The sequence below is a fragment of the Bradyrhizobium jicamae genome, assembly GCF_018130215.1.
Classification (GTDB): Bacteria; Pseudomonadota; Alphaproteobacteria; order Rhizobiales; family Xanthobacteraceae; genus Bradyrhizobium; species Bradyrhizobium jicamae_A.
Map to the genome: position 1 here is coordinate 25,359 of NZ_JAFCKQ010000066.1, position 9,478 is coordinate 34,836.

Sequence of the window (9,478 nt, forward strand, 5' to 3'; positions counted from 1 at the left end):
CCTCAGCGAGATGCGACCGAAAGCAATTCACGCCGGCAGGTTTCGCCGAAGTGACGCAAGGGGTCCATGTCCTCCATGAGCTCGGGCAAATCGACCAGTTCGCGGTTCGGCGAAAGGTAGGTTTCGACGATCAGGCGACCTGCCCGCTCGGCGGCTTGAACCACCTCGTTGCTAGATAGAATCCTCATCCGCCCGACAAGCGCGTACAGATTGACCAGTTGCGGAATCTCGGAACTGTCGCTGACGAGCGCCTCGGCATAGAGACGGGAGGCTTCCTCGATAAAACTTCGATAGAGCCGCTCGCGCTTGGCGATCGACCGGGCATCGTGACGCTCGCGAAGCTTGCGGCGCCGGGTCACCCATCCCGTCACGATCGTGGAGATCGCCCCGAAAGCCGAGCCACCGAATGCGGCGAAAGCGGGTGCATAGATCGTGTTCATGCGATCATTGCTCTCTCGCGTCGCGGCGGGGCACCCCAATAGTCCTGACCGACGCAGCTTCCGCCGCGCGGTCAAAGACAGCTCTGCAAGCATCGCTTAGAGCTGACTCTCTTGGCCGGAGACAAGCCTCTACGTTCGCGGCGTCGGGGATGTAGCTAAGGCATAGCCGGAAGGCATCAGGCGCGCAGGCGGCCCTCTGTTCGGGAGTGCCGCGGCTCTCCTGCGCAAAGGCAGTCGCGTTGCCGAACATTGCGGCCGGAACGACTACTAAAGTGTGCTTGAACATACAAAATCCCTTCTTCTGCTGAGGCATCGCGCGCTCGAACGGGAAACGCAGCGTCATGCTCCGATTCCCCGCCGTCGATCTGCCTGAACACGAGCTTGTGAGTCTTCGCTCTTGACACACCCCGCGGTACGGGATGTATATGAACTATACGGTTTAGTGTATTTACGGAGCCAAAAATGTCAACACTTTTGTGGTCGCGCGCGAAAGAAAATCCGTGGCCGGGGCTTGCGCTCGCCTCCCTGAACCTGGTCGTGGCTCTGTCCCTCGTGGCCCTGAGCCTGCTGCTGGGCGTTACGATAGCGTTGCTTGCCGGGCTGCACGCGTTCGCCGGCGAGCGGTTCTGCATCGCGCCGAAAGAACTTCAGCGCGGGAGCCCGGCGCTGTGAGCATAACATCCGTCCTGTCAATGCGTGTGCGCGGTTCAGTCGATACTCGAGCTCCCGTCTGGGGTTACTTTATGTGGGTCGGCGGAGCGTTGCTCGTGCTGCTCTTTGCAGCCAATTCCCTGCTGCCGGAGCCCCCGCCAAACAAGCTCATCAAATCGCACTCTACGCTTCCGTCGATCCGGATCGCCTCCGTGCTGAAGGGACCGGAAGCAATTATCATCGATACCAGCCAGTCCGGTTTGCTCCCCATTCTCCCGGACAGGGAGATTGCGGTCCCCTCGTCGCTTACCTCGGATGTGGCCGACGCCGTACGACAGCCGCCCGCGTCGATATCCGAGCAAGCCGATGCGAGTGACGAGAGCTCCGCAATCCCTCTCCAGATCCGCGAAACGTTGGCGCAGTTAGATCCGGGAGTCTCCGATCAAGCCGGATCAAGCACGAGGCCAGTCGGGCTTGCCTCGGAACCACGACACAATTTCGCTCGGACTCACTCCGAGAAGCGACGACGACGCGCTCGGCATTCGAGTCTCAATACCATTTCTCGAACGGTGCGCTTCACTGAGCCAAGGTTCGTGTCGATAGGCCCGTCGTGGACCCTCGCACACTCATAAGACCACCGATCAGTTTGTCACGGATAGCCACGGGATTTACTTCATCATGTCGAAGAAGCGAATGTTAGCGATTATAGTTTTGTCCGCCACGTTTGCTACTGCGGGCGCGAGAGCCGACGTCACCCACTCGCCTTTGGACGCCGCAAATGGAGGCGTAGCTGCCCAAGGCGATGCCGATAAGGCGGCGATTCGTCGCCTGCTCGAGCAATTTCGTACAGTAAAAATACCACTCAGTCAGGCGGTAGCGATCGCCGAGCATTTGCATGACGGTTCAAGGACCGCAGATGTTAGCTTTGAGATTTCTGGTCCGGTCATTTATCGCGTGCGGACGGTAGGCAATGAGCGACTCTGGGAAAATGTCATAGATGCGAACACCGGAAGCGTGGCAGAGAAGGAAGTTTCGTCATCGCTGAGGGAGCTCGACCGAGACGACCTGGGCAATATCATTGCCCTGAAGGCTGTTGAGCAAGAGCTGTCGGACGCCGTACGCATCGCCGAGAAAGCTGCAGAAGGAAGGGCTCTCGCCGGAGGTCTGATCAAGCAGGATGGCAAACTCAACTTCGTGGTCGTCATCGCCAGTGGTGATTGCTTAAAGGAGATCACGCTCGAACCGCTCAGGGTCGGCAAGCAGGGCGCAACTCCCCGCTAGGCGACGACGCGGGGGCCAGCGCCCACCCCAAAACCGCCGACCATCGCGCGATTTTTAAGCGCTGAGCCCCCTTAGTTTCTCCCGCCGCGGCGCGCACTTTCCCTCGATGACGCCTCCAAATTGAGAAAGGCCCCGGCAGATCCGGGGCCTTCCTCATTCCAGCGCTCAGGCCCTGGGGGTACCTGAGCATGATGGACCGTAGCTGCGATTGATAAACGCAATCTTAGCAAGGCTCCGAAGGTCAATGATTCGCTGTCCGCACCTAACAAGTTGGTCCCCGCCGCGCCGTGTCGTCGTACGGTTCCTGTTTGCGCTGCGCGCCGGACGGCCTCTACTGGCCACTTCCAAGATTCCATTCCGGTCTGATGTCGGCGCCCTCCATCGTGAGCGACCCGCCGATAACCTCAGCGTGAACGAAACATCATTCCCGTTCTTCGAAGCGAGCATGAAACAATCTCGGCTCAAGCTCCTGCAATCGCCAGGAGGAGAAACGACCATGTTGGGCTTGGTGTGGGCTAGAAGAGTTGGCGCACTGATTATCCTAGGCCTGTTTTCCGCCGCAACTGTTCTGTTGGCGATGGCAGCACCCCGTAGCGTCTCGAGTGATGCGCTCGGCAGTGAGTGGCAATGTAGCAAAGCCATGTTCGTAACGACGTGCCGTCCCGCCGCGTAGTCGTGCCCAGTACGCTAATAAGGGGGGCCCGTGACACGCAGCCACCGCAATCTTTTCTCAGGTGGCTGGGCCTGACGGCCAGAGTAGCCATTCGGCCATCCTTGCGCCAGCCTCTGCTTGCCCGGCCAGCTTCAATAGCGCTTCTCTCTCGGCACTTGGGACTGCCGCTGCGGCCTTATCGCGCAGTTCGTTGGCTCGTTCCAAGAGGCGCGCCTCCAGCGTTTTTACCTGGGCAACGCGGCGTCGGCGCTTCTTCGATCCCATGACAAATCACCCTCGTTTAGGTTCCCTGCCCGGAACGGAACTCTAAATCGTAAGGTGAGTGTAAGGTTCCTAAGCGCGAGCACGACCGCGGCAGCAGCCATCAGGGACGTGATGTGGTGATTGCCCTAGACTGATTTCCCAACGACTTGCTGTGCAGCTATTGCGCCGCAAGGACAATCCCAAAGTCGAAGGGACCCTGCAAATCAGCAACATCACCGGGGAGCAGGCCACATTGCGCGGTCATGTGTCAGGAGAAAGAGCTGGCGCGAACCCCTGCCCCGCAAATGCTGTCCCAATTAGGACACTCGAAGATGGGAATTAGAACACCGCAGCGGCGTGGTGGAGCGGCCCCGGCATGGCCCCGCTGGGCTTGGGCCGTTTCTGTTCGGAACACCGTGCTCTCCCGGATCCACAGACCCTGTGGATAATGGTAAAAAACTTTTGCCGGGGCTGGCTCATTTATCTCGTAAACAGCTTTCGGAATTCCCTCGGTCGGGACCGCGCTATGCGACAGCGGCCCCTTTAATTTCCAGCGCGGTCAGGCGGCCTCAGCATAACAACTCTCCACGGGTGCTGAGGCCGTTCTCTTTAGGAACCAAGCTCATTGCTCCGCGTTCCAGCTGTTGATGAATGGCTAAGCGTACTTTTCGGCCCCAGCGTCTCCCCGGCGTTAGGGGCGCTTCTTTTGGAGCCTAGGGATGGCGCGACTTCGTCGTGTTTCGTTTCTTCGATCAGCGCCCGGATCCTCGCTGCGGAAGCTCGAGCTGTCGCATTGAGCCATGGTTCGAGCAGAGGCCCGTGCTGTCACGGCCACTGTCCTTGCCGCCGTCAGTGTCGCAATAGCCGTTTGGACTGTCGTTGTACAACCATAGGTGAGGCATCAAACTAAGCTCGTGTTGTTGAGCGCCGCTGAGGTCCTCTTCCGATTAAGCGCGGGTGCAAAGCGATGCAGGAAGACAAGGGCGTTCGGTTTCAGGATCTGGATCAAGTCTTACACAATGCTCACCTCCGCCGATCAGCAGATCTAGGTCTCTGGCTAAGACGTCTTTTCAGGCTCGCCGCCAGCGACGAAGAAGCAAAATTAAGACAGACTTCGAAATCGGCGGGAAGCGGTGGATCGCTGAACTCCCTCGTTGCAGACCTAGAGAGATTCAGATGGCCACGCTTGCAAAGCCCGTGACCGATCTTGCCGCCTCGCGCCCGGTCTCACCGCTGGCCATCGTGGCGCTATTCAGTCTCGTGGGCCTGACAATCTCGCTGCTCTTGGTACGCTATGGCGTCGACATCGCGACCGGCATGTAGATTCTGGAGCCGTCCTCTTTGGGAGGCCCGTGCTCCTAGTGTCGTGACGATCTCCTAAAACCGATGACAAAGATTGCTTCGAACCTCGTTTTTGGAAGCGCTGGGATCGGATCTCGACGATGAAGTGGTCGTCGTTCGCTGGCGAGGCTGAGACCGAGGTAGATCCTGATGACGGCTCCGCGCTTGACAGTGCAAGCGTCGAAATCTCGGGGCCGGCCGCCAGAATGCCGAGATGGGCCTCGCCGTGTTCGAAACGGCTGTGCAGTCGAGCGCGCCGCCCTCGACGAGATGCACCTCCACGCCTGAATGGCGATGCCGATGACCGACCAGGAAGGGCGCGAGCAGGATTTCGATGACCTGCGGCGTTGCGGCCATGCGAAGAATTCCAATTTCACCACTCTTGAGCTCGCGCGCCCGCTCATGCCTCGGGACCACCTGCGCGGTAGGAACACCGTCTAAGGCTGCTAGAAGAATAGCCAATGTGCGATCTTCGTAACGCACCACGAAAGCGCGATGATCCAGCCGGTCATGGCAGTCACGCATAGCGCGACATAGATGAACTTCACGGCAGTTAGGCCTGTACTCTATTGTGGCGGCTGAAGCGTCCGAGACGCCAGCCATTCGCTCATATGAGCAGCGGTGTCGGCCTGCCGAGTCCGCTTCAGCAGTGCATCCTTCTCGACACCTTCAGGCATGGCCCCCGCCCGCTCGCGCATCTCTAGGGCTTGCTCGGCGAGGCGTTCTTCGCGGGACTGGATTTGCTTGAAACGACGACGCTGCAACATGCGCGGTTCTTTCCATTCCATTAGAGGAAGACGATAGCGCAAGTGGCGATCTCATCACCGATCAATGCCAGGGAAAGTCGAAGCGGTGGTGCGCGGGTAACTTTGGTTCATGCCAAAGGTTCCTCGAAATAGGGGCAAGTGGCACCGATGACGTGGGCCCTTTGTTCATTCGAGCTTAAACGCATCCTTGGTCGGATATCCGACGTCGAGCCCCGCCTCGTCTGCTCCGCTTGCAGTAAGCGCGGCGCCAACGTCCGGCCGAATTTCGACTGGAACATCGCCGGACCGATCAGCGGCATGGGGTATCGGGTGGTCTGGGCGCGACCAACCCTAGCGGGGGTTCTATGACCCCTTGCTGTCGAGAAGAAATTGAGGCGGGAGCTGCAACGACATCCGGAAACGCTGCTCCGATGAAAGCGAGACCGAAAACCAGGAGTGCGCCCGCGCATGCCTCCACTGTCTCAGCTTTCGATCGATGCCGATTTGCGCAACAAGTGAGTGCAAAGCCCGCGGCCACACTCGCGATACCAAAAACGCCAATCAATTTTCGCCCTATAAATTGTTCCGCTTTGAAACATCGGAAATTGTCTGACACCTACAGACAGGGTGCAAGTCTGTCCTGCCGGTGCACACACCGTTCGCGGGCTCGATTTTGACAACGACAGCGCCTTCATGAACGACCCCGTCGTGTCGTGGTGCCGCTCGCACGATGTCGAAGTCACTCATTCCAGGGCCTACGAGAAGAATGATCAGGCATTCGTTGAACAAAAAAAGGAGCCATCGTTCGCCGCCTTGTGGGCTACGGGCGGTTTGAAGGCATTGATACCGCTCGCTCATTAGCTCGCCTGTTTGCGGCGGCACGGCTGCAGTTTTTTCCAGCCCTTAAGCTGAAGGAGAAGCACCGCGAAGGTGCCAAGGTGATCAAGTGCTACTTTGCTCCCGCTACGCCGTACGAAAGAGCATTGGTCCACCCGAGTCTCAATGAGGCATTCAAACGTAGGCTGCGGGAGATTTACCGCACGCTTGATCCGGTGGCATTGCTGGCACAGCTGCGGGACGCTCAAAATGAGCTGGGCAAGCGCGTTGATCAGCGGGCTGGAAAGCCGGCGATGACTATCGCGCCGGTGCAAAACGACTTAGCGGCGTTTGCCCGAGAGCTCGGCGATGGTTGGAAACGGGGTGAGCCTGTGCCACGTCGGCCATCGATGCTCGACCCCTATATTCCCATCATCGAGGAATGGCTCGCTGCGGCTCCGCACTTGTCCGCGGTCGATCTTCTCTCCCGGCTGGCAGCGCATGCGCCCGGTCGGTTCGGTGGCCATCAGCGGCGTACGGTGCAGCGATTGGTGAAGAATTGGCGATCAAAGGCCGCTCGACAGCTCATCAGCAGCACAGAGATCACACTATCGGTCCAAGCTTCGTGTCTTAATATCTAATTCCGACGGGTTCTTTCGCCGAATCACCGCAAGCCGCTCGCTCGCTACGGCGCACTGGAGGGCGCGCTTCGCGAGCGGCTTGCTCGGACTCGCGGCAGCTGATTGCACCAGGGTGCGCTTCGGTAACATTGTCATCTGAGGCAATATGAGGGGGCGGTTTTCCATGGCGCGCGACACCAGGGGCTGTGGGCACCATCCCTATCCGCCCTGTTATTGAGGCTTTTGTCACCATTGTTCGCTTCGGGGATGTGCCTTGGGACAGCGGCTGACCGCCGCTGGCACAAGTACACTCCCGATGTCGCGTCTTGATATTGCCGATCACCTTGGCTTGGAGCTCGAAGCCGGAGCCCGTGTGCTGATTCGATTGCGTAGCGCGCACGTTCTCGACTTCAACTGCCACGCGAAATCATCCTCATCGACCGGCTGCGGCTGGTGAGCTGCTCTGCCCCAAGACCGGGCTTGGCCGTGGCATGGTGCAGTCCGGTATTCGCTACGCGCGGACGCCGTCTCAATGCTTAAGCCGCTCGGGAACCAAAACCGTAGGTCTGAGTTCCAAGTAGGGAACTGGAGGCTTGATGCGAAACGGAGAACGGGTGTCACTGTTGAAATCGCGACAAGCGCTCAAGATGGCGCGGTCCGCGCACGCCTATGTCCGTGGGAGTACGCTCAAGTTTTACGAATGGTTGGACGAGCAAAAGCGCGGCACCTTGCCCGAAGGACCAGCCGTCTGGATTTGCGGAGATTGCCACGCCGGCAATCTCGGCCCGCTTGCCGACGCTGACGGAAAAATACGCGTCCAAATTCGTGACCTCGACCAAACCGTTATTGGAAATCCCTCCCATGATTTGATCCGCCTCGCGCTATCCCTTGCAACGGCCTCGCGCGGCTCAAACCTGCCCGGAGTAACAGCGGCGGAGATGATGGAAGCGATGATCGCAGGGTACGAAGAGGCCCTTCGGTCGGAGGACGATCTGCGCGACATGCCCAAGACGATCCGCCTCGTCATGCGGCAATCTGCACGACGTACCTGGAAGCATCTTGCAAAGGAGCGGATCGATGATACCAAACCGACGATACCACTTGGGAAAAAGTTCCTTGCAATTTCGAAGGCTGAGCGGAGCCGAATCGACAAGCTATTTAACTCGGACCAAATCCGCGCCCTTGTCACCAAGATCAAGTCACGCGAGAGCGATTGCGGGATCGATGTTGCCGACGCGGCGTACTGGATGAAAGGATGTAGTTCGCTCGGACTGCTCCGATATGCAGTTCTGGTGAAGATCGCCGCCGGAAAATCATCCGACTACACTCTCGTTGACATCAAGGAAGCAGTCAAAGCGTCGGCACCCCGCTACAAAGGCGTTCGCATGCCGAGATCGAATGCGGAGCGCGTCGTCGAAGGCGCACGCGCACTCTCGCCAAATCTTGGGGAACGGATGAGAGCGGCCGATTTCGGCAGCAGCTCGGTTTTCATTCGCGAGCTCATGCCCCAGGATTTGAAGTTCGACTTCGACACCATGGCAAGAGATGAAGCCGCTGAAGTCTCCAAATATTTGGCAACTGTCGTTGGAAAGGCCCACGCACTCCAAATGAGTGTGGCCGAGCGGAGGGCGTGGCTTCGAGCTCTTGCTTCGTCAAGAAGCAAGGCGCTCGATGCACCTAGCTGGCTGTGGCAGAGCGTGGTCGCGCTCATTTCCTCGCACGAGACAGCCTATCTCGAACACTGCCGGCGCTATGCACTAGCAGCCTAATGCCCAAAACCCGATTGCGGCGCTGTCTTCTTTTTACAAACGGGTCAGCTAGGATGCCCGAGCGATAGCGGCCGGCTCGTCGTAGGACCAGCATCCTATCAGGGTTGGCACATTCGGGGCGACACGAGCACGAAACTTTGAAGTCAGGGCGCCGTACGGCTCGATTGAAGGGTAACCTGAGCCGGCGCGACGAGCGCAGGATTGCTGCTCTTAAGTGTCCTCCCGCCGGACATGGTTCTGCGCACTTCCGCACGAAAGCCCGGCTTTCTCATGAGGATCCCCAAGTGCGCGCCTTTGGATTCGGGCTTGCTGCGAACGACTGGTAGCAATTGACCTGCTGTTCTAATTCCGGGGCGTGAGGTCAAGCTCTCCCTGAACATCCTTGCCGGGCCCATGGTTCTCTCCGCGGTAGGGGCGTGCACTCCGCACGAAGGCGTAAGACTTTGCCCTCTCGAGCACCGCAAAGCCAGGGGCGATCTCACTAACGCCAGCGTACCGGCAGGGACGTTCACTCCCGCTGCTCGGCGAGAGCTCGTTATCCTTCATGCTGGCCGATCAGCCTCTGGCTATCCGGTTTGCCGATTCGTCGCTTCGGGCCTTCAATTCGAAACCATTTTCAGGCTCGCCTCTTGTCACTTGCATTCGCGAGCGATTCAACATCTCCGCCGCTAGGGATGCAAAGCCGCCCCGAGCAGTCTGCGCTGGGATCTTGTCCAGTCGAACGGTCGCGAGACCGCCTACAGTCTCTTGTGTGTGACTTCGTCGGCTGCCGGGCCGCATCGGCGGGTTCCAACTGGATCAGGCTCTTACAAACACCGCCTATGGTCAAATTGACCGCGCACGGGAGCCTGTCGCGCGAGACGGTGCGCCGCCGCCTGGCCGAGAACGATCTGAAGCC

The 9,478-nt window shown here is 59.0% G+C and carries 8 protein-coding genes; 6 read left to right on the top strand and 2 right to left on the bottom strand.

Annotated features, from left to right (window positions below; translation table 11 throughout):
• Positions 1-2: 2 nt before the first annotated feature.
• Positions 3-440 carry a hypothetical protein gene (locus JQ586_RS37150; RefSeq protein WP_212399605.1) on the bottom strand — a complete coding sequence of 146 codons (438 nt, stop codon included), beginning with the start codon at positions 438-440 and terminating at the stop codon, positions 3-5.
• A gap of 462 nt (positions 441-902) precedes the next feature.
• Here JQ586_RS37150 and JQ586_RS37155 point away from each other — a divergent pair, with 462 nt between their 5' ends.
• The 4 genes from JQ586_RS37155 to JQ586_RS37170 all read left to right on the top strand — a co-directional run bounded on the left by JQ586_RS37155 (position 903) and on the right by JQ586_RS37170 (position 5,070).
• Entirely contained in the window at positions 903-1,112 is a 210-nt protein-coding gene (locus JQ586_RS37155; RefSeq protein ID WP_212399606.1) for a hypothetical protein, read from the top strand.
• Positions 1,113-1,769: 657 nt separating this feature from the next.
• Complete coding sequence (locus JQ586_RS37160) at positions 1,770-2,372, top strand: PepSY domain-containing protein (RefSeq protein ID WP_212399607.1); 603 nt, start codon at positions 1,770-1,772, stop codon at positions 2,370-2,372.
• Positions 2,373-4,464: 2,092 nt separating this feature from the next.
• Complete coding sequence (locus tag JQ586_RS37165) at positions 4,465-4,611, top strand: hypothetical protein (RefSeq protein ID WP_212399608.1); 147 nt, start codon at positions 4,465-4,467, stop codon at positions 4,609-4,611.
• Positions 4,612-4,929: 318 nt separating this feature from the next.
• Positions 4,930-5,070 (top strand): hypothetical protein, encoded by a 141-nt coding sequence (locus JQ586_RS37170; protein ID WP_212399609.1) that lies wholly within the window; start codon positions 4,930-4,932, stop codon positions 5,068-5,070.
• 125 nt (positions 5,071-5,195) lie between these two features.
• On the opposite strand, the gene JQ586_RS37175 is transcribed toward JQ586_RS37170, so the two are convergent.
• On the bottom strand, positions 5,196-5,438 hold the full coding sequence (locus tag JQ586_RS37175) for a hypothetical protein (RefSeq protein ID WP_249148619.1): 243 nt from the start codon (positions 5,436-5,438) through the stop codon (positions 5,196-5,198).
• A gap of 752 nt (positions 5,439-6,190) precedes the next feature.
• Between JQ586_RS37175 and JQ586_RS37180 the strand changes: the two genes are divergently transcribed.
• The gene (locus tag JQ586_RS37180; protein ID WP_212399610.1) at positions 6,191-6,832 is read left to right on the top strand and encodes a hypothetical protein; all 642 of its coding nucleotides are present in this window, start codon (positions 6,191-6,193) and stop codon (positions 6,830-6,832) included.
• Between the two features lie 575 nt (positions 6,833-7,407).
• Positions 7,408-8,580, top strand: a complete 1,173-nt coding sequence (locus tag JQ586_RS37190; protein WP_212399612.1) for a DUF2252 family protein — start codon at positions 7,408-7,410, stop codon at positions 8,578-8,580.
• Positions 8,581-9,478: the final 898 nt, after the last annotated feature.

Bases quoted from the DNA above. Each gene is read 5' to 3' on its own strand.
- JQ586_RS37165 (WP_212399608.1), top strand. From the start codon at position 4,465: ATGGCCACGCTTGCAAAGCCCGTGACCGATCTTGCCGCCTCGCGCCCG.
- JQ586_RS37150 (WP_212399605.1), bottom strand. From the start codon at position 440: ATGAACACGATCTATGCACCCGCTTTCGCCGCATTCGGTGGCTCGGCT.
- JQ586_RS37155 (WP_212399606.1), top strand. From the start codon at position 903: ATGTCAACACTTTTGTGGTCGCGCGCGAAAGAAAATCCGTGGCCGGGG.
- JQ586_RS37190 (WP_212399612.1), top strand. From the start codon at position 7,408: ATGCGAAACGGAGAACGGGTGTCACTGTTGAAATCGCGACAAGCGCTC.
- JQ586_RS37170 (WP_212399609.1), top strand. From the start codon at position 4,930: ATGACCGACCAGGAAGGGCGCGAGCAGGATTTCGATGACCTGCGGCGT.
- JQ586_RS37160 (WP_212399607.1), top strand. From the start codon at position 1,770: ATGTCGAAGAAGCGAATGTTAGCGATTATAGTTTTGTCCGCCACGTTT.